Raw genomic sequence first — 17,120 nt, 5'->3', positions numbered from 1 at the left:
TTATGTACAGTGTATCGCGTTCGCCCTCGCCGGTACAGCAAAATTTCGGGGTCAGTTCTGCCATTGGTACATGAGCTCGTGTACCAATGGCAGAACTGACCCCGGGTTTTATTTCTTGGCTTTGGCCGGTTTGGCTGGTGCGGCCTGGCCAGCCAGTGCGCTGGCTTTGGCGATTTCCGCTTCTACCACCTGCACGGCTTGCTTGGTGGCCTTGGTCACTTGCTCATAGCCGGCGAAGGCGTTGTCGATCGCGGTTTTCACGATCTGCACGGCGTTTTCCGAGCCGGGACGTACGTTCTTGGTCACGTCGTAGATCAGGGCACTCAGGTTGCTCTTGGCTTCGGCCACGTGGGCGTCGGCGGCGCGGGTGAATTCTTCGCGGATCTCGGCAATGATGTCGCCCAACTGCTGGTGGTAGGCGGCGGCGCCTGCTACACCGGGCTGGATCTGCTCGGCGGCCAGTTTGATGGCGGCTTTTGGATCCGGCGCCTGGCTGATTTCCTTGCCGGCAGCTAGGTTATCTTCCAGGTGCGATTTGGCGGTGGAGATGTTGAGGGCAATCACTTGTTCCACGCCCTGTACGGTTTTGCTGGTCAGGGTGTTGAACGTTTCAAGTTGGAATTCAAACAGCGCTTTGGTAACGTTGGCAAATTGCTCTGGATTCGTGAACATACAGTCTCCTTGTTATAAAGGTGGATGCAGCGTACAGCGATTCTCGGTCTAACTTGTGTGCGATTTTATTATCTAACAACAATTAATTTCTCGCAACGGGCATCGCGGAAGGGGCCATAAGCCTTTTCCCAGCCTTCCCCTAGCGGCGTTTGCGAGCAGATCAGCGCGCCATCTATCTTGCTGCGCCACTTCCACCACGGCGCCGGCTCGGCATTGAGCGTGCTGCAGCACAGGGCCAGCAGCAAGGTCGTCGTCACTTTCACATTGATTTTTTTCATGTTCACACCAGTTGTTGCGCGCAGACGCGATTGCGGCCACTGTTTTTCGCAGCGTACAGCAATTCGTCGGCGGCGGCGATCATGTTGTCGTGCGCTTCGTGTGTGGAGCTGGCGAAGTCGACGCTGGCGACGCCGAAGCTGGCTGTCACATGGATCTGCTGGCCTTCGTGATCGACCGGTGTGTCGGCCAGGGTCTGGCGCAGGCGCTCGGCCAGCAGCTCGCCGCCGGCCAAGTCGGTTTCCGGCAGGATCAGCAGGAATTCCTCGCCGCCGTAGCGCACTACGCTGTCGATGCTGTCGCGCGTCATCGATTGCAGCAGGGCGGCAAAGCGCTGCAGCACGGCGTCGCCGCCGTAGTGGCCGTAGGTGTCGTTGACCGCCTTGAAGTGGTCGAGGTCGCTCATGATGACGGTCAGGCTCAGGCGGTAGCGCTGGGCGCGCGAGATTTCCGTTTCCAGCAGCTGCTCGTGCAGGTGGCGCCGGTTGTAGCAGCCGGTCAGCGGATCGCGCACCGACAGGTTTTTCAGCACCATCTGCGCGCTGTATTCTTCGCGCCACAAGATCTGGTAGCGCCGTGCCGCCACGTAGCCGAACACGTTGGTCAGGGCTAGCAGTGACGCCATCGTGGCCAGTTCAAGAGTGGGCATGCCGCCCAGTTGCCACGCCAGCAGCATGAAGAAGGCGGTTGCCGCCGCCGCGATCGTCACTGCGTAAATCAAGCGGTTCGGGATGTAGATGTACAGCACGATGACCACGATGGACATGGAAATCGCATGCAGCGAAAACTCGGTCGGCCGCAGCGCGGCGATCAGCAGGAAACCGGCTGCGCCCGCTACTTCGACGATATTGGCCGCTACCCGCGTGAACGGGATCGAATCCGGCCGCCGCTTCAGCAGCGCCAGGCAAGTCAGCACCACGGCCGCCACGGCGATGCGCGCGCCCACTAGCAGACAGGTTTTCAGCGAGTAGCCGACCCAGATCAGGTCGGTCGCGGCAAAGCACAGGTAGAACAGGGCGCAGAACAAAAAGGTCACGCGCAACTGGGCGTGCGTCATGGCCAGTTGGTGACGCAGGAATTCGCTCTCGGTCGTGGCGTCGCAGAACTCGCAGCGCAAGGGCGCTACTTTAATTGTCCTGGACGGAACGGGGTTAGGTGGCATGACCGCGTGTCTCCGCTAGAGGTCGGCTATTTGCCGGTCTGATAGCAGCAATTATACGTCTGCAACAATTGCGGGGCGGAAAAAATTAGCGCACGACTACAGTGGCGCAACCCTTGGTAGCCTTAACATGAAGCTGGTGCCTTGGCCCGGCGTGCTGGCTGCCTCGATGCGGCCGCCCAGCATACCGGTCACGATGTTGTGTGTGATATACAAACCGAGCCCGGAGCTGCCTGCGCCGAGCCGGGTGGTGAAGAAGGGATCGTAGATGCGCGGCAGGTGCTCGGGCGCGATGCCGGTGCCGGTGTCGCTCAGGATGATGGCAATTTCGCCGTTGCCGCTGTCGTGGGCCGACAAGGTAATGCTGCCGCGGTCGTAGTGACGTTCGGCAAAGCCGTGCACCAGGCTGTTTTCGATCAGGTTTTGCAGCGCCTGCGTCAGCGGGCCAGGATAGCTGTCCATTTCCAGCCAGTGTTCGACGTCCTCGATCAGCTCCAGCCCGCGCTGGCGCACCTCGCCCTGCACCGATTGCAGCAGCCCGGCCACCACGTCGCCCAGCACGAACTGGCTGCGCTGGCTGTTGCCGCCCTCGACCGCAATGCGCTTGAAACCAGCCACCAGCGCAGCTGCGCGGTTGAGGTTGCGCAGCACCACCTCGTCGGCGGCGCTGGCTTCGTCGAGGTAGGCTTGCAGCACCGAGCGGCGCAGGCCGCTTTCAAGGTCGTGGCGCAGCGCGGCGGTGCGCTCGCTCATGCTGCTGGCCATGGTCAGGCTGTTGCCGATCGGCGTGTTCAGCTCGTGGGCGACGCCCGCCACCAGCGCGCCCAGCGCGGCCAGCTTGTCGCGCCGCACCAGCTCTTCCTGCGTCATGCTGAGGTTGTCCAGCGCGGTACTCAGTTCTTCGTTGACGTGCTCGGCGTCTTCCTTGGCGTGCTGCAGCTCGGCGGTGCGGGCCGCCACCAGTTCTTCCAGATGCTCGCGATGGCGCTGCAGCTCTTCCTCGCGCCGCATGCGGCCGATGGCGATGCCGGCCAGATGGGTCGCGGCGTGGATCAGGCGCCGGTCTTCCTCGGTGGGCGAGCGCTCTTCGCGGTAGTACATGGCGAACGAGCCCAGCACCGTATCCTGGTCCAGCAGGATGGGCATCGACCAGCAGGCGCGCAGGCCGTAGTGGGCGGCGGCGTTGCGATAGGGCGCCCACAGCGGATCGTTGAGGATGTCGCTGACGATCACGGTCTCCTTGCGGTACATGGCGGTGCCGCAGGAGCCGGCTGCCGGACCAATCGGCAGACCGTTGAGCGCGTTCATGTAATCGGACGGCATGCTGGGGCCCGCGGCGCTTTGCACCGTCGCGCCGTCGGCGTTAAGCAGCATCACGGTGCACGAGCCTTGGTCCAGCTGGCCTTCGATCAGGCGCACCAGCTTATCCAGCGTTTCCTGCAGCGGTGCGCCGCGCGCGATCATTTCCAACAATGCGTTCTTGCCGTCGCGCAGTTCGGCCGCCAGCTTGCGCGCGGTGACGTCGACTATGCGCACATGCATCAGGCGGTGTTCCTGCGTGGTCAGCGGCACCATGCGCAGCTCGCAGGCGATGGCGCGGCCGGAGCTGTGGCGCATCTCCAGCTCGAACAGCTGGATCTCGCCCGACATGATCTGTTCAAGATCGACTGAAAACACGTGCTCGCTGGGCTGGCCGTCCGGCTGCGCGGGTGGGCACAGCGACAACAAATTGGTTTGGATCAGCTCGGTCTCGGTCATGCCGAACAGCTGGCGCGTGCGGCGGTTGACATCGAGGATGCGGTTGCTGCCGCGCTGCATCAGCAAGATGGCGTCCGGCGAGCCGGCCAGCATGGTGTGATAGTTGACTTCCAGCGTGGCCATGGTCGGCATGCCGGCCAGCACCGGCGCCGGCGAAATGGCCTGCAGGTAGAGCAGGATTTTTTCCGCCATATCGTCGACGGGGAAATTTATCGGCAGGTAGGCGGCGGCGCCGGCTTCGTAGGCGCGCGTGCGCTCTTCGTCGTTGGGATTGCTGGACAGCAGGAACACCGGCAGTGGTTTGTCACTGGCTTGTTGCAAGCGAGGGCACAGCTCCAGGCTGGCGCTGCCGGCCAGCGCGACATCCAGCAGCACCAGCGCGACCTGGCCGTGGCGGGCAAAGGCCAGCGCCTCGTCGCCGCGGCTGACGGCGTGGACTTCAAAATGGTGGCGCGCCAGCATGCGGCGCAAGGCGGCAGCGTCATAGCCGGTGCTGACGGCTATCAGGATGGTGTGCGGCTGATCGGCAGAGAACGGCGGCATCATGTCCGGCTGGTTCGGCTCCGCAAGGCGGCGTGGAACCAGTGTATTACAAGAACGCGGTGTGCGGCCAGCGTTATGCAGCCTTCTGTGCGTAGGCCTCTTGCGCGGTCTGGATCAGCGGGAAGTTCTCCTCGATCCAGTCGACCAGCACCTCCAGCCGCTGCGCGGCTTCGCGCCCGAGCGGCGTCAGGCTGTACTCGACATGCGGTGGCACCACCTGGTGGGCCACACGCAACACCAGGCCGTCGTGGGCGAGGGCGTCCAGCGTTTGCGCCAGCATTTTCTCGCTGACGCCACCGACCGCGCGGCGCAGCTCACTGAAGCGGTGGGTACGCTCCAGCAGCATCACCAGCACCAGCACGCCCCAGCGGCTGGTGATGTGGCCGAGCACGGCGCGGGAAGGGCAGTCGGCCGCCATTACCTGGGCGCGCCGGGGATCTTGCTGCATGGCCTGGATGGTCTGGCGTAGCGATTTACTGGTCATGATGGGCTCCCGAGGTACTTACTAAAATGTGCGTACTTACAATTCGTAAGTATAGCCTATATCATGGTCTCATCAACTTTTAAACGGAGGATTTCATGATTGTCGTTACTGCTGCAACCGGCCAACTGGGCCGTCTGGTGATTGCCAACCTGCTCAAAACCACGCCTGCAGCACAGATCGTCGCTGCCGTACGCGATCCAGCCAAGGCGGCCGATCTGGCGGCGCAAGGCGTGCAAGTGCGCCGTGCGAATTACACCGATCCGGCCTCGCTGGATGCGGCTTTTGCCGGCGCCAGCAAAGTGCTGCTGATCTCGTCGAATGATTTGGGTAACCGCGTGGCGCAGCACCGCAACGTGATTGATGCGGCGGCCCGCGCCAAAGTCAGCCTGCTGGCCTACACCAGCGTGCTGCATGCGGCGCACTCGACACTCGGTCTGGCTGGTGAGCATCGCGAGACCGAAGCGGCCGTGCGCGCGTCGGGCGTGCCGTACACCTTGCTGCGCAATGGCTGGTATGTGGAGAATCACACGGGTAGCCTGGGCGGCGCGGTAGCGCATGGCGCGCTGGCTGGTGCGGCGGGCGAGGGCCGTATCTCGGCGGCGTCGCGTGCGGATTATGCGGAAGCGGCGGCGGTGGTGCTGGCTAAAGCGGGTGCAGTGGAACCAGTGTACGAACTGGCGGGCGATACCGGCTTCACGCTGGCTGAGCTGGCCGCAGAAGTGTCGCGCCAGACCGGCAAAGCGCTCCCGTTCCACAACCTGCCGCAGCAAGAGTATCGCGAGCTGCTGGTGAACGTTGGCCTGCCAGGCGCGCTAGCTGACCTGATTGCCGATTCGGACGCCCAGGCCGCCAAAGGCGCACTGTTCGACGACAGCCGCACCCTGAGCAAGCTGATTGGCCACCCAACCATCTCGCTGGCGGATGCCGTAAAAGCTGCGCTGTAATGAAAAAAGCCTCCATCGACGCTGAGCGCTGATGGAGGCTTTTTTGCGGAATTTTTGGTGCCCACGGAGGGACTCGAACCCCCACACCTTGCGGCACATGGACCTGAACCATGCGCGTCTACCAATTCCGCCACGTGGGCATTTGTAACATCAACAGTCATCAGCGCTTGGTGCCCACGGAGGGACTCGAACCCCCACACCTTGCGGCACATGGACCTGAACCATGCGCGTCTACCAATTCCGCCACGTGGGCGCTGATACTGCCTCGCTACTTTCCGCTGCGTTGTTCCGCAACAGAAGGCACGCATCTTAAAGGCCGATCGCACACCCGTCAATAGCAAATTGCTGCTTTTGTGAAATTATTTCCGCAACATCAATTTGTGCCGCAGCTCAGGAGGATTTGCGCGAGCGGGCGGCCATGCCTATGAATGCCAGGCCTAGCGCCAGCATCGTGTACTGTTCCGGCTCCGGGATGGGTGACGTGACCACATCGGTCAGCGTCCAGGTGCCCCCGATTCCGGAATAGTCATACCTGACCTTGGCGCCGATTTCGGAAATCCATGAGGCCCTCCAGGTGCCGTCGACATGGGTGCTGAAGGTGTAGAAATAGAAGTTGCTGCCACCGCCGCTAACGCCACGCTCAATAAATTCGCCGCCGCCGGATGTGGTCGGTAACTGGCCGCCGAGGACGGTCGGGTGCAGTATCGAACCCGTACCCGTGAACGAGACCAGGTTATTCAGTCCAAATACTTCCCCGGCCTTGATGTCGGTGATAATCAGGGTGTCTTTCGCCGTGGTCACGGGTGGGTGGGTGCAATTTTTGGTGCAGGTGCCGGTAAAGGTGTAAGTCAGGGTATCGGCATGTGCCGACATGCTGGCGGCGAAGAGAAGGGCCGCAATCAGCGGCGACAAGATTTTCATGAGAGTTCCAGTTATCAAGTTGATATCGATGGAACTGTATGCTGGGGAGTGGCTGCGATTTGACTGCCTGTCTCACTATTGCAAAATTTTATTTGCGAAGCGTGGCGGGTGCAAAAACAAAAAAAGCCGCCAGACATGAACGCGATCTTGAGCGCGTTCAGCCGGGCGGCTTTTTTCGCGGAATTTTTGGTGCCCACGGAGGGACTCGAACCCCCACACCTTGCGGCACATGGACCTGAACCATGCGCGTCTACCAATTCCGCCACGTGGGCATTTTACTTCTCTCCGTCGCGTTGTTCGCGTCAGAGGCCAGTATTCTACGGGGATCAGTTGTTTTCTGCAAGTATTTTTCTGCTTGCATCTTGCGAAGCCGTTTCGTAAGCTTAATACTGTCATTTCAACAATGCCGGAGACTGGAATGGAAATGATCAGTAACTGGTTCAGCAGTGATGGGTTTATGCCCCACGGCCATTGCTTCTTGTGGATCCCGTCCATCCTGTGGACGAGCGTGATTTCCGATGCCTTGATCGCGCTGTCTTATCTGTCCATCCCCATCAGCTTGCTTTACTTCATCCGCAAGCGGCGCGATATGCCGTTCGACTGGATGTTTATCGCTTTCGGCGTATTCATCCTGGCTTGCGGCGCCACGCACGTGGCCGATATCTGGGTGGTGTGGAAACCCGACTATGTGTTGTCGGTGTCGTTGAAAGCCATCACTGCTGCCGCCTCAGTGGTGACAGCGGTTGCCATGCTGCGTCTGATCCCGATCGCGCTGCGCATCCCGAGCCCGGCGCAACTGGCTGCCGTCAACGCCGAGCTGCAAAAAGCCAACGACGATTTGCGCGCCGCCATGGAGCGCGCCGAAGTGGCCAACCGCGCCAAGAGCGCCTTCCTGGCCTCGATGAGTCACGAGTTGCGCACGCCGCTGAATGCGATTCTTGGCTATGCCCAGCTTCTCAAGCGCGACAAGAGTATGACGGTAACGCAGCAAACTGGTCTCAGCACCATCCAGCAAGGCGGGCAGCATTTGCTGGCGCTGATTAACGATGTGCTCGACCTCTCGCGTGTGGATGCGGGCAAGATGGAGTTCCATCCCAAGGCGGTGCGACTCGGTGATTTGCTGGCGGTGGTGGCTGACATCATGCGCGTGCGCGCCGAGCAAAAGCACCTGCAATTTGAGCTGGAGCTGATGACGGGCTTGCCGCAAGCCGTCAGCCTGGATGAAACGCGGCTGCGCCAGATTCTGCTGAACTTGCTGGGCAACGCACTCAAGTTCACTGATCGTGGCGTGGTGCGCCTGCGCGTCTCGCCATTGCCGACCGAGCCGGGGCAGGGGCTGGATGTGGTGCGGCTGCGCTTTGAGGTGATCGATGATGGCATTGGTATCGCGCCAGACCAGCAGGAGGCGATCTTCCGGCCTTTCGAGCAAGTCGGTGATGCGTCGCGCCGCGCCGGCGGCACTGGCCTTGGTTTGGCGATCAGTCGCCAGCTGGTGCAGTTGATGGGTGGCCTGCTGCAAGTGGAGAGCGCGCTCGGCGAGGGTAGCCGCTTCTGGTTTGATGTGCCGCTGATGGTGGTGGAGTCCCCGGGGCTCAAGGTCAGTAGTCAGCACATCGCGACCGGCTATGTCGGTCCGCGTAAAACGATTCTGGTGGTGGATGATGTCGCCACCAACCGCGCGCTGCTGCGCGACTTGCTGGGCTCGCTCGGCTTCCGCACCGTGGAGGCGGAAAACGGCATGTCGGCGCTGATGCAAACGCAAACCATCCGGCCCGACATGGTGCTGCTGGATATGGTGATGCCTGGCATGGATGGCATTGAAACCACGCGACGCCTGCGCGCCGATGCGCGCACGGCTGATACGCCGGTGTTGATGATTTCGGCTAGCTCGACACCGGAAGAGGAGGAGCGTTCGCTGGAGGTTGGTGCGAATGCTTTCCTGGCCAAGCCGGTCAACGAGAATGATCTACTGAGGGAAATTGGCGCCCACTTGAAATTAGAGTGGACAGAATGAAAAAAGCCGCCCGAGGGCGGCTTTTTTCGCGGAATTCTGTGGTGCCCACGGAGGGACTCGAACCCCCACACCTTGCGGCACATGGACCTGAACCATGCGCGTCTACCAATTCCGCCACGTGGGCACTGATGCTTCTCAACAACTCTGCTATTATATCGACCGGGAGAGCTTTGCGCCAGATGAACTTTTACATTCCATACTGCACATCAACCCTGTCTAGCAGTTCTCGCCGCTTGCGCTGCGAGAGACCAGAATTATAGAGGATTCCCCGACGAAGTCAAAGGCCTCCCGAAAAATATTTTGCCGATCCCGGCCGCGACGCGCGAAATGGTCAAGCCCAGCGTTTCCAAGTACACTACGCCTGTCGCCGTATCCCATATATATGCCAACACTGAAAAAATAAGAAAAAACTTTTGAACCAATCTACACACACCATTCCCAGCCGGGAGGAAATTCTCGGCATCTTCCGCAGCGCCAAAGGTCCGCTGGACCTGCGCGCCCTGTCGAAAACGCTGAAAGTCGGCACCGACGCCCAGGCTATCCTGTCGCGCCGCCTGAACGCCATGCAGCGCGACGGCCAGATCATTATCGATGACAGCGGTCACTACTCGCTGGCCACGCAGACCGGCTTTATCGCCGGCCGCGTCAGCAGCCATCGCGATGGCTTCGGCTTTGTGATCCCGGACGAGCCGGGCGAAGACCTGTTCCTGCCTGAGAAGGAAATGCAGAAAGTGCTGCATGGTGACCGCGTGCTGGCGAAAATCGTCGGCGTGGACCGCCGCGGCCGTTCGGAAGGCACGATTGTCGAAGTCACGCAGCGTGCCAACACCCACATCATCGGCCGCCTGCTGAACGAAAACGGCGCCTGGGTTGTGGCGCCGGAAGACCAGCGTATTTCGCAAGACGTGCTGGTGGAAGGTTCGGTCGGCAAGGCCAAGGCCGGCCAGATCGTCAGCGTGGAGTTGACCGAACAGCCGATGCGCTTCAAGCAGCCTGTCGGCAAGATCGTTGAAGTGCTGGGCTCGCTGGACGATCCGGGCATGGAAATCGAAATTGCCGTGCGCAAGTTCGGCGTGCCGCACATTTTCTCGGACGCCGCGCTGCGCCAGGCCAACAAGCTGCCGGACGTGGTGAGCGAAAGCGACTGGGGCGACCGCGTTGATTTGCGCGACGTGCCGATGGTTACCATCGACGGCGAAGACGCACGCGACTTCGACGATGCGGTCTACTGCGAACCGGTCAAGATCGGCCGCAGCAACGGCTACCGTCTGATCGTCGCGATTGCCGACGTCAGCCACTACGTCAAGCCGAACGACGCGCTCGATGCCGACGCGCTGCAACGCAGTACCTCGGTCTACTTCCCGCGCCGCGTGATTCCTATGCTGCCGGAGAAGCTGTCGAACGGCTTGTGCTCGCTGAACCCGGCAGTCGACCGCTTGACCCTGGTATGCGACGCCGTCGTTACCGGCAAGGGCGAGATCACCGCTTACCAGTTCTACCCAGCCGTGATTCACTCGGCCGCGCGCCTGACCTACACCGAAGTGGCCGATATTCTCGGCAACACCAAGGGACCGGAAGCCAAGCGCCGCGCCAGCCTGGTGCCGCACCTGAACAATTTGTACAATGTATTCCAGGCGCTGCTGAAAGCCCGTGCGGAACGTGGCGCCATCGATTTCGAAACCACCGAAACCTACATCGTCTGCAATCCGAACGGCAAGATCGAGAAGATCATCCCGCGCACCCGCAACGATGCGCACCGCCTGATCGAAGAGTGCATGCTGACTGCCAACGTGTGCGCGGCTGATCTGCTGATCCGCCACAAGCACCCTGGCACCTACCGCATCCACGCCACGCCGACCGCTGAAAAGCTGAAGCAGGTGCGCACCTTCCTCAAGCAGGTAGGCCTGGTGCTGAACGGCGGCGACAAGCCGGCCGCTGGCGACTACGCCGCGCTGATGCGCCAGATCAAGGAGCGTCCGGACGCGTCGCTGCTGCAAACCATGCTGCTGCGTTCGATGCAGCAAGCGGTGTACTCGCCGGACAATATCGGCCACTTCGGCCTGGCGTATGAGGCGTATGCCCACTTCACCAGCCCGATCCGCCGCTATCCGGACTTGCTGACGCATCGCGCCATCAAGGCCATCCTGCTGGGTAAAAAGTACGAGCCCAAGATCGCCAGCAACAGCGTGCTGAACACCAACGTCTCGAACGCTACCCGCAAGCAGCAAGCCAAGGACAAGGCCGAAGGCAAAGAGAAGAAAGCCGGCGACCTGACCGTGTGGGACGCGCTCGGCGTGCACTGCTCGGCCAACGAACGCCGCGCCGACGAAGCCTCGCGCGATGTCGAGAACTGGCTGAAGTGCTACTTCATGCAGGACAAGCTGGGCGAGGAATACACCGGCATCATCACCGGCGTGACCACCTTCGGCATCTTCGTGCAGCTGGACCAGCTGTTCGTTGAAGGCCTGGTGCACATCACCGACCTCGGCGCCGATTACTTCCAGTACGACGATGCGCGTCACGAGCTGAAAGGCGAGCGTACCGGCAGGAAGTATCAGCTGACCGACCGCGTTGCCGTACAAGTGGTACGTGTCGACCTGGAGTCGCGCAAGATTGACCTGCGACTGGCCGGCGCCGATGCGCCCGAACCAAGAGCCGGCAAGCCGGACGCGCCGTCCAAGGCGAGCAAGAACAACATCAAGCCTGGTCCGGCGATCCCGGCCACCAAGCCAAGCAAGCCGGCCCGCAAGCCTGCTGCTGCAGCCGCGCCTAAAAAGCCGGCCGCCGCAGCCAAGCCGAAAGCCGCCGCCCGCAAGCCCAAGGCTGCACCCGCAGCCAAACCTCGAGCAGTTAAACAAGCTGCCCCAAAAAGTAAGAAGAAGCGATAAATGAGTAAGAATAAAATGATTTTCGGTTTCCACGCAGTGACTTCGCGCCTGCGTCACGAAGCCGCCTCGGTGGAAGAAATTTTTGTCGACGCCACGCGCGACGACCGCCGCATGAAAGACCTGATCGCCAACGCGAAAGCGGCTGGCGTGCGCGTGATGCCGGTGGATTCCGCGCGTCTGGACAAGATCGTCGGCACCCGCCGTCACCAGGGCGTGATCGCGTTTGCCTCGCAGCTGGCGCTGGCGCGCAATCTGGACGAGCTGCTGGATGCCATCGAAGGCCCGCCGCTGTTGCTGGTGTTGGACGGCATCACCGATCCGCACAACCTGGGCGCTTGCCTGCGCGTGGCCGACGGTGTCGGCGCGCACGCAGTGATCGTGCCGAAGGACCGCGCAGTGGGCCTGAACGCGACCGCCGCCAAGGTAGCTTCGGGCGCGGCCGAGACCGTACCTTACATCACCGTGACCAACCTGGCGCGCACCCTGCGCGAACTGAAGGATCGCGGCATCTGGCTGATCGGCACTTCCGATGATGGCGATAAAGGCCTGTACGAAGCCGACTTCACCGGCCCGACCGCACTGGTCATGGGTTCGGAAGGCGAGGGCATGCGCCGCCTGACGCGCGAGACCTGCGATTCGCTGGTCAGTATTCCGATGTTCGGCTCGGTTGAGAGCTTGAACGTGTCGGTCGCATCGGGCGTCTGTCTGTACGAAGCCCGCCGCCAGCGTCTCGCCAAAGAAATCTAAGCGACACGCAAACACCGGCGGCCGACTTTGAGGGCCGCCGGTTCTCCCTCCTCAAGTCTGCCGCTGTTCAGCAACTACCGGCCGGATACGCTACCATTCAAGCACCGGTTGTCATTCTGGATAAGCCATGTTTCATCGTCTGCGCCAAGACATCAACAGCATCATCGAACGCGACCCTGCCGCCCGCAATACGTGGGAGGTCCTGACCTGCTACCCCGGTTTGCAAGCCATTGTCATGCACCGCTGGGCCAGCTGGTGCTGGTGGCGCAAGATGAAGTGGCTGGGCCGTTTCATCTCTTATCTGGCGCGCATCATTACCGGAATTGAAATTCATCCCGGCGCCACCATCGGCCGCCGCGTGTTCATCGATCACGGCTTCGGCGTGGTGATCGGCGAGACGGCGGAAGTGGGCGACGATTGCACCATCTACCAGGGTGTGACGCTGGGCGGCACCTCGCTGCACACCGGCGCCAAGCGCCACCCGACCTTGGGACGCGGCGTGATTGTCGGTGCCGGCGCCAAAGTGCTGGGTGGCTTTACCGTCGGCGAGTATGCCAAGGTTGGCTCGAATGCGGTGCTGCTGAAGCCAGTGCCTGCGGGTGCGACCGCAGTCGGCAATCCAGCCCACATCGTGCAGAAGGAAGCCAATGCGGCGCCGAATCCGTTTGCCGCTTACGGCGTCACGCCGAACGGTGACGACCCGCTGTCCAAGGCGCTGCGCGGCCTGATCGAAAACGCGGTCAGGCAGGAACAGCAGATCGAACGCCTGGTGGCCACCATGAAGGCGGCGGGGCTGGAGTGTCAGAGCGTGCCCGAGTGTGATAAATTGAATTCCGTCCAACTCAACAAGCTTGTCGAATAAGGAAGCTCCTCATGGAAGAAGGCGCAGAAGTACTGGATCCGTTTGAAATCCGCGTACTGGCCGTATTGGCCGAAAAAGAAGCGCTGACGCCGGATAACTATCCGCTGTCGTTGAATGCGCTGGTGAATGGCTGCAACCAGCTGTCGAGCCGCGATCCGGTGATGGCGCTGTCGGAAGAGGCGGTGTCCGAGGTGCTGCAACGCCTGATGCAGCGCAAGTACGTCAACGGCATCACGCAAGCCGGTGCACGCGTGACCAAATATGAGCATCGCATGCGCATCAAGTGGTCGCTGGAGCAGGACAAGCTGGCGGTGCTGACCGTGCTGATGCTGCGCGGCCTGCAAACCGCCGGCGAAATCCGCACCCGCACCGGCCGCCTGCACGACTTCAAGTCGGTGGGGGATGTGGAGCTGGCGCTGCAATTCCTGATCGATAAATATCCGCCGCTGGTGTCGCGCTTGGCGCTGGCGCCGGGGACCAAGGAGCCGCGCTACGGCCAACTGTTGGGCGGGGAAGAAGCGCTGGCGCGCGAGGAAACCGCGGCCAGCCTTGGCGGTTCGGTCAGCGGCGGCGGGCAGGGCACCCGCGTCGGCGCGCTGGAGCAGGAAGTCCAGCAACTGCGGCAGCAAGTGGAAGACCTTACCGCGCAGTTTGCCGAATTTCGCAAGCAGTTCGAGTAAGGCTTACACCTCTTCGCGACGGCGGCGCATCTGGACGGCGATGGCAATCATCGCCACGCCGGCTGCGGCGCCGATCCACACGCTGACGCCACCCAAGGTTGACCAGGAGGCGTTGAAGATTGCATCCGGCAGTGCGATCTTGTGCTCTTCGTGGGCAATCGCGATGGCGTCCTTGCAGAACACCAGCCACGAGCCCGGTACCACGCCGAGCAAGATACGGTTGGTGATGTGCGAGGCGATCCAGCCTGCGTCGAAGCCGAAGTGCAGCACTTTTTCAGCCCACAGCAATAGCAGCGAGCCTATCACCGGCGTGCCCACGGCCCACAGAAAGACCTTGGAGCGCGCCATGCTCGACACCATCAGCAGCCAGCCTACGGTTGGCAAAGCCCACAGCACGTACACCGGCAGCAGTCCGACCAGGCGCAACGGCGTCAGGTAGAACTCGGGCGAAGACAGGATCGCGCCGAACAAGTTGGTGCCATGCGCCAGCAGCAGGAGGCAAGTCGCCAACAGCATCACCAGGCCCAGCACAATCGCGATGCCCATGGTGATCAACGGCGCCACCACGACAGCCAGCAGCAGCTTGGACATCACGGTAGTAAAGTCCGACACCGGCAGCGATTTCCAGAACAGCAGGCTGCGGTCGCGGCGCTCGTCATGCAGCGCGTTGAGGCAGTAGAAGAACACCAGGAAACCCAGCACCATCAGCACCGGCATGCCGGCGCCGATATAGGCTTGCGACAGCGTCTCGGCAATGTGGTCGCGCGCCGCGCCTTCAATCGTCACGGTGCCGATGTTGTGGCCTTCCATCTCGAAGCCGGTCATTTTGCCAAGGAACAGGCTGGTGAGCACCAGCAGCGCGACGGCCGAGGCGATGACCACTGGCGTCCAGAACAGCATGCCCTTGTTCTCCCACATCTCGCGCTTGATCAGCCATTTCATGGTTTTCATGCGTAGCTTCCTTTCATGGTGGCGACGAACAGATCGGCCACGCTAGGCGTGCGCAGTTCGCCAAAATTCGACAACTGGTGACGGGCCACGCCGTCAAACAGCATCACGGCCTTGCCGAATACGGTGCGCTGGCTCACCGGCTGCAGCGCGTTGGCGGCGGCCATGAACTGCGGCTCCACCATCACCTCGGTAAAGCGTTCGCCCACTTCATCCATCGACGCAGCCAGCGAAATCTTGCCGTTCTCGATGAACATCAGGTCGGTGAGGATGTGCTCGACTTCCTCGATCTGGTGGGTGGTGATGAGGATGGTCTTGTTCTCATCGAAGTATTCTTCCAGCAGGTTCTGGTAGAACTGCTTGCGGTACAGGATGTCGAGGCCAAGGGTGGGCTCGTCCAGCACCAGCAGCTTGGCATCGATGGCCATCACCAGCGCCAGGTGCAGCTGCACCACCATGCCCTTGGACATGGCTTTGACCTTCATGTCCGGCGTCAGCTTGGTGTTGGCGATGTACTTCTCGGCCTTGGCGCGGTCGAAGCGCGGGTGCACGCCTTCGACGAAATCGATGGCGTCCTTGACCTTCAGCCAGCGCGGCAGGATGGCGACGTCAGCGATGAAGCAGACCTCGTTCATCAGTTCTTCGCGCTGGGTGCGTGGGTCCAGGCCCAGCACCGACAGTTCGCCGTCGAACTGGGTCAGGCCGAGGATGGCCTTGAGGGTGGTGGTCTTGCCGGAACCGTTAGGGCCGATCAGGCCGACGATGCGGCCAGCTTCGATCTTGAAGCTGGCACCGTCGAGCGCAGCCTGCTTGCCGTAACGCTTGCCGAGCTTGTTGGCGGTGATGATGGCGCTCATGCCGCACCTCCCGGCGCCGCCTTCAGCAGCGCTTCCAGATCCAGCCCGAGGCGGCGGATGCGTTCCAGCATGGTGGGCCAATCATCGCGCAGGAAGCGCTCGCGTTCGGAAGCCAGCAATTTGTCGCGGGCGCCATCAGTAACGTACATACCTAAACCCCTCCGTTTTTCGACCAGAGTCTCATCCACCAGTTCCTGGTAGGCGCGCGACACCGTGATCGGGTTAAGTTGATAGTCGGCGGCAATTTGCCGCACCGAGGGCAGGGCATCGCCCGGCTGGAGCAGGCCGTCGAGCATCATGCCGACTACCTTGTCCTTTAGCTGCCGATAAATCGGCGCATTGTCATTCCACATACATAGGTACCCCTTACGTGTGTTGATGAAGTGGTGTTGTAGTGAACTATAACACTAGAAATCAAAAAAGCAAGTCATTTGGCGCGCACGATTAAAGAATGGCAATTTTTCCTGAGTAGGCTATAGTCAGTTAATTAATCATCATCTAAAACTGGGGAATGCATGAGCACTTCGAATACCGTCCTGCGCGTCGGCACCTTGATTACGCAGCATGAGAGCGACGTCCTGGGCACCTGGACCGCAGAGCTGGCAGGCAAGAGTTTCCGTGGCGACGATACCACGGTGCAGCGCCACAGCCGCCAATTCCTGGCCTTGCTGCCAGTGGCGTTGGCAACGGGCGGTACTGAGGACATCAATCTGCGTCCCTGGGACGAGGTGCGCAACCTGCTGAATGAAATTTCCAGCCAGCGTGCCAAGCAGGGTTCGACGCCTAACGAGACGGCAACCTTTGTGTTCTCGCTCAAGCAATCGTTGTTCACCATGCTGCGCCGCGAACTGAGCGCAGAGCCGCTGGAGCTGGCCGAGGCCCTGTGGGGGATTAGCACCATCCTTGATCAGCTGGGGCTGTACACGGTGGAAGTGTTCCAGAAGAGCCGCGACCAGATCATCGTGCGCCAGCAACACGAGCTGATGGAGCTATCGACGCCGGTTGTCAAATTGTGGCAGGACATTCTGGCGCTGCCGCTGATCGGCACGCTCGATAGCGCGCGCAGCCAGGTGGTGATGGAAAGCTTGCTGGAAAAAGTGGTGGAGACCGGCGCCGCGATTGCCATCATTGACATTACCGGCGTGCCCACGGTGGATACGCTGGTGGCCCAGCACCTGATGAAAACCATTGCCGCCGCCCGCCTGATGGGCGCCGACTGCATCATCAGCGGCATCCGGCCTCAGATTGCCCAGACCATTGTGCACCTGGGCGTCAATCTTGAGGACGTTGTCACCAAGGCCACCCTGGCCGACGCCTTCGTGGTGGCGTTGGACCGGGTAGGGGCCACCATCAGCCGCCGGGGGTGA

At 61.4% G+C, this 17,120-nt stretch carries 16 protein-coding genes and 4 tRNA genes; 7 read left to right on the top strand and 13 right to left on the bottom strand.

Annotation, left to right across the window (positions count from 1 at the left end; genetic code table 11):
* Positions 1 to 108: 108 nt before the first annotated feature.
* The 5 genes from GTP46_RS20410 to GTP46_RS20390 all read right to left on the bottom strand — a co-directional run bounded on the left by GTP46_RS20410 (position 109) and on the right by GTP46_RS20390 (position 4,892).
* Positions 109 to 672 carry a phasin family protein gene (locus GTP46_RS20410; RefSeq protein ID WP_161008459.1) on the bottom strand — a complete coding sequence of 188 codons (564 nt, stop codon included), beginning with the start codon at positions 670 to 672 and terminating at the stop codon, positions 109 to 111.
* A 68-nt stretch (positions 673 to 740) separates the two neighbouring features.
* Positions 741 to 950 (bottom strand): hypothetical protein, encoded by a 210-nt coding sequence (locus tag GTP46_RS20405; protein WP_161008458.1) that lies wholly within the window; start codon positions 948 to 950, stop codon positions 741 to 743.
* A 2-nt stretch (positions 951 to 952) separates the two neighbouring features.
* Complete coding sequence (locus tag GTP46_RS20400; RefSeq protein ID WP_202414362.1) at positions 953 to 2,110, bottom strand: GGDEF domain-containing protein; 1,158 nt, start codon at positions 2,108 to 2,110, stop codon at positions 953 to 955.
* Between the two features lie 96 nt (positions 2,111 to 2,206).
* Positions 2,207 to 4,411, bottom strand: a complete 2,205-nt coding sequence (locus GTP46_RS20395) for an ATP-binding protein (protein ID WP_161008457.1) — start codon at positions 4,409 to 4,411, stop codon at positions 2,207 to 2,209.
* A 70-nt stretch (positions 4,412 to 4,481) separates the two neighbouring features.
* Positions 4,482 to 4,892 (bottom strand): winged helix-turn-helix transcriptional regulator, encoded by a 411-nt coding sequence (locus GTP46_RS20390; RefSeq protein ID WP_161008456.1) that lies wholly within the window; start codon positions 4,890 to 4,892, stop codon positions 4,482 to 4,484.
* Positions 4,893 to 4,987: 95 nt separating this feature from the next.
* Between GTP46_RS20390 and GTP46_RS20385 the strand changes: the two genes are divergently transcribed.
* Positions 4,988 to 5,836: an SDR family oxidoreductase gene (locus GTP46_RS20385; protein ID WP_161008455.1), complete on the top strand. Its 849-nt coding sequence runs from the start codon at positions 4,988 to 4,990 to the stop codon at positions 5,834 to 5,836.
* Positions 5,837 to 5,891: 55 nt separating this feature from the next.
* On the opposite strand, the gene GTP46_RS20380 is transcribed toward GTP46_RS20385, so the two are convergent.
* The 4 genes from GTP46_RS20380 to GTP46_RS20365 all read right to left on the bottom strand — a co-directional run bounded on the left by GTP46_RS20380 (position 5,892) and on the right by GTP46_RS20365 (position 7,029).
* Positions 5,892 to 5,976 (bottom strand) — tRNA-Leu (locus tag GTP46_RS20380).
* Between the two features lie 28 nt (positions 5,977 to 6,004).
* Positions 6,005 to 6,089: transfer RNA gene (locus GTP46_RS20375), tRNA-Leu, on the bottom strand.
* 137 nt (positions 6,090 to 6,226) lie between these two features.
* Positions 6,227 to 6,757, bottom strand: coding sequence for a PEP-CTERM sorting domain-containing protein (locus tag GTP46_RS20370; protein ID WP_161008454.1), 531 nt, complete (start codon positions 6,755 to 6,757; stop codon positions 6,227 to 6,229).
* A gap of 187 nt (positions 6,758 to 6,944) precedes the next feature.
* Positions 6,945 to 7,029 (bottom strand) — tRNA-Leu (locus tag GTP46_RS20365).
* 146 nt (positions 7,030 to 7,175) lie between these two features.
* On the opposite strand from GTP46_RS20365, the gene GTP46_RS20360 reads away from it, so the two are divergent.
* Entirely contained in the window at positions 7,176 to 8,771 is a 1,596-nt protein-coding gene (locus GTP46_RS20360; protein ID WP_161008453.1) for an ATP-binding protein, read from the top strand.
* A gap of 39 nt (positions 8,772 to 8,810) precedes the next feature.
* Here GTP46_RS20360 and GTP46_RS20355 read toward each other — a convergent pair.
* Positions 8,811 to 8,895 (bottom strand) — tRNA-Leu (locus GTP46_RS20355).
* 289 nt (positions 8,896 to 9,184) lie between these two features.
* Between GTP46_RS20355 and rnr the strand changes: the two genes are divergently transcribed.
* The 4 genes from rnr to GTP46_RS20335 all read left to right on the top strand — a co-directional run bounded on the left by rnr (position 9,185) and on the right by GTP46_RS20335 (position 13,948).
* Complete coding sequence (gene rnr / locus GTP46_RS20350; RefSeq protein ID WP_161008452.1) at positions 9,185 to 11,659, top strand: ribonuclease R; 2,475 nt, start codon at positions 9,185 to 9,187, stop codon at positions 11,657 to 11,659.
* Positions 11,660 to 12,406 carry a 23S rRNA (guanosine(2251)-2'-O)-methyltransferase RlmB gene (gene rlmB, locus GTP46_RS20345; RefSeq protein ID WP_161008451.1) on the top strand — a complete coding sequence of 249 codons (747 nt, stop codon included), beginning with the start codon at positions 11,660 to 11,662 and terminating at the stop codon, positions 12,404 to 12,406.
* A gap of 127 nt (positions 12,407 to 12,533) precedes the next feature.
* Complete coding sequence (cysE, locus tag GTP46_RS20340) at positions 12,534 to 13,268, top strand: serine O-acetyltransferase (RefSeq protein WP_161008450.1); 735 nt, start codon at positions 12,534 to 12,536, stop codon at positions 13,266 to 13,268.
* Positions 13,269 to 13,279: 11 nt separating this feature from the next.
* On the top strand, positions 13,280 to 13,948 hold the full coding sequence (locus GTP46_RS20335; RefSeq protein WP_161008449.1) for a YceH family protein: 669 nt from the start codon (positions 13,280 to 13,282) through the stop codon (positions 13,946 to 13,948).
* Between the two features lie 3 nt (positions 13,949 to 13,951).
* Here the strand turns inward: GTP46_RS20335 and GTP46_RS20330 are convergent, their stop codons facing one another.
* From GTP46_RS20330 to GTP46_RS20320, 3 genes are read right to left on the bottom strand one after another with little or no spacing between them, the layout of a single operon-like run.
* A complete protein-coding gene (locus tag GTP46_RS20330) occupies positions 13,952 to 14,899 on the bottom strand; it encodes a hypothetical protein (protein ID WP_161008448.1) in 948 nt (315 codons plus the stop codon).
* Positions 14,896 to 15,753: an ABC transporter ATP-binding protein gene (locus GTP46_RS20325; RefSeq protein WP_161008447.1), complete on the bottom strand. Its 858-nt coding sequence runs from the start codon at positions 15,751 to 15,753 to the stop codon at positions 14,896 to 14,898. The genes GTP46_RS20330 and GTP46_RS20325 overlap by 4 nt, the downstream gene beginning before the upstream one ends.
* A complete protein-coding gene (locus GTP46_RS20320) occupies positions 15,750 to 16,106 on the bottom strand; it encodes a GntR family transcriptional regulator (protein ID WP_161008446.1) in 357 nt (118 codons plus the stop codon). The genes GTP46_RS20325 and GTP46_RS20320 overlap by 4 nt, the downstream gene beginning before the upstream one ends.
* A gap of 162 nt (positions 16,107 to 16,268) precedes the next feature.
* Here GTP46_RS20320 and GTP46_RS20315 point away from each other — a divergent pair, with 162 nt between their 5' ends.
* The gene (locus GTP46_RS20315) at positions 16,269 to 17,120 is read left to right on the top strand and encodes an STAS domain-containing protein (protein WP_161008445.1); all 852 of its coding nucleotides are present in this window, start codon (positions 16,269 to 16,271) and stop codon (positions 17,118 to 17,120) included.

The sequence above is a fragment of the Duganella flavida genome (assembly GCF_009857445.1).
Classification (GTDB): Bacteria; Pseudomonadota; Gammaproteobacteria; order Burkholderiales; family Burkholderiaceae_D; genus Rugamonas; species Rugamonas flavida.
This window is presented reverse-complemented; position numbering and strand designations above follow the sequence as displayed.

What these genes read in the sequence shown, in the direction of transcription:
- GTP46_RS20410 (WP_161008459.1), bottom strand. Translation starts at nt 672, where the DNA reads ATGTTCACGAATCCAGAGCAATTTGCCAACGTTACCAAAGCGCTGTTT.
- GTP46_RS20405 (WP_161008458.1), bottom strand. Translation starts at nt 950, where the DNA reads ATGAAAAAAATCAATGTGAAAGTGACGACGACCTTGCTGCTGGCCCTG.
- GTP46_RS20400 (WP_202414362.1), bottom strand. Translation starts at nt 2,110, where the DNA reads ATGCCACCTAACCCCGTTCCGTCCAGGACAATTAAAGTAGCGCCCTTG.
- GTP46_RS20395 (WP_161008457.1), bottom strand. Translation starts at nt 4,411, where the DNA reads ATGATGCCGCCGTTCTCTGCCGATCAGCCGCACACCATCCTGATAGCC.
- GTP46_RS20390 (WP_161008456.1), bottom strand. Translation starts at nt 4,892, where the DNA reads ATGACCAGTAAATCGCTACGCCAGACCATCCAGGCCATGCAGCAAGAT.
- GTP46_RS20385 (WP_161008455.1), top strand. Translation starts at nt 4,988, where the DNA reads ATGATTGTCGTTACTGCTGCAACCGGCCAACTGGGCCGTCTGGTGATT.
- GTP46_RS20370 (WP_161008454.1), bottom strand. Translation starts at nt 6,757, where the DNA reads ATGAAAATCTTGTCGCCGCTGATTGCGGCCCTTCTCTTCGCCGCCAGC.
- GTP46_RS20360 (WP_161008453.1), top strand. Translation starts at nt 7,176, where the DNA reads ATGGAAATGATCAGTAACTGGTTCAGCAGTGATGGGTTTATGCCCCAC.
- rlmB (WP_161008451.1), top strand. Translation starts at nt 11,660, where the DNA reads ATGAGTAAGAATAAAATGATTTTCGGTTTCCACGCAGTGACTTCGCGC.
- cysE (WP_161008450.1), top strand. Translation starts at nt 12,534, where the DNA reads ATGTTTCATCGTCTGCGCCAAGACATCAACAGCATCATCGAACGCGAC.
- GTP46_RS20335 (WP_161008449.1), top strand. Translation starts at nt 13,280, where the DNA reads ATGGAAGAAGGCGCAGAAGTACTGGATCCGTTTGAAATCCGCGTACTG.
- GTP46_RS20330 (WP_161008448.1), bottom strand. Translation starts at nt 14,899, where the DNA reads ATGAAAACCATGAAATGGCTGATCAAGCGCGAGATGTGGGAGAACAAG.
- GTP46_RS20325 (WP_161008447.1), bottom strand. Translation starts at nt 15,753, where the DNA reads ATGAGCGCCATCATCACCGCCAACAAGCTCGGCAAGCGTTACGGCAAG.
- GTP46_RS20320 (WP_161008446.1), bottom strand. Translation starts at nt 16,106, where the DNA reads ATGTGGAATGACAATGCGCCGATTTATCGGCAGCTAAAGGACAAGGTA.
- GTP46_RS20315 (WP_161008445.1), top strand. Translation starts at nt 16,269, where the DNA reads ATGAGCACTTCGAATACCGTCCTGCGCGTCGGCACCTTGATTACGCAG.